Below are 436 nucleotides of genomic sequence, written 5' to 3'. Positions count from 1 at the left end.
GTCCATGTCGGGGTCGAGGGCTTCACCACCGGCGAGGCCGACCGCACCATCGCCAACGGCCTGCGCTACTCCCGCTCCCGCCCCCGATACCTGCGCCGATAGCCGTGCACGCGTCTGGCGCGCCCTGGTCCAGCAGCCCGCCCAACCAACAGCCGACCCCACCAGGAAGGACACCCCGCCCCGATGACCGCTGTCTCGCTGTGGTTCCCCCGCACCGACGTGCTCGGCCTCGCCGAGCACGCCATGGCCGCCACCGACCACTCGCTGCCGCCTTTCGACGAATCCGGCGTGGCCTCGCCGTCGCTGATCTGGGTCAAGGACAACGGGATCTACCTGGTCAGCAACGGCCTGCCACGCCAAGCACCGACCGACACCGATCCCCCCGACAACAAGATGCACGTCGTCTACGCCCACGGCCACGGCGACGGCACCCACT

At 70.2% G+C, this 436-nt stretch carries 1 protein-coding gene; it reads left to right on the top strand.

All coding sequences use genetic code 11. The features are described 5' to 3' along the window. Window positions 1–183 precede the first annotated feature (183 nt). A partial coding sequence (locus JZ792_RS41400) for a hypothetical protein (protein WP_216918449.1) occupies window positions 184–436 on the top strand: 253 nt, incomplete at its 3' end.

It is taken from the genome of Nocardia noduli, assembly GCF_019038455.1.
Classification (GTDB): domain Bacteria; phylum Actinomycetota; class Actinomycetes; order Mycobacteriales; family Mycobacteriaceae; genus Nocardia; species Nocardia noduli.
This window is presented reverse-complemented; position numbering and strand designations above follow the sequence as displayed.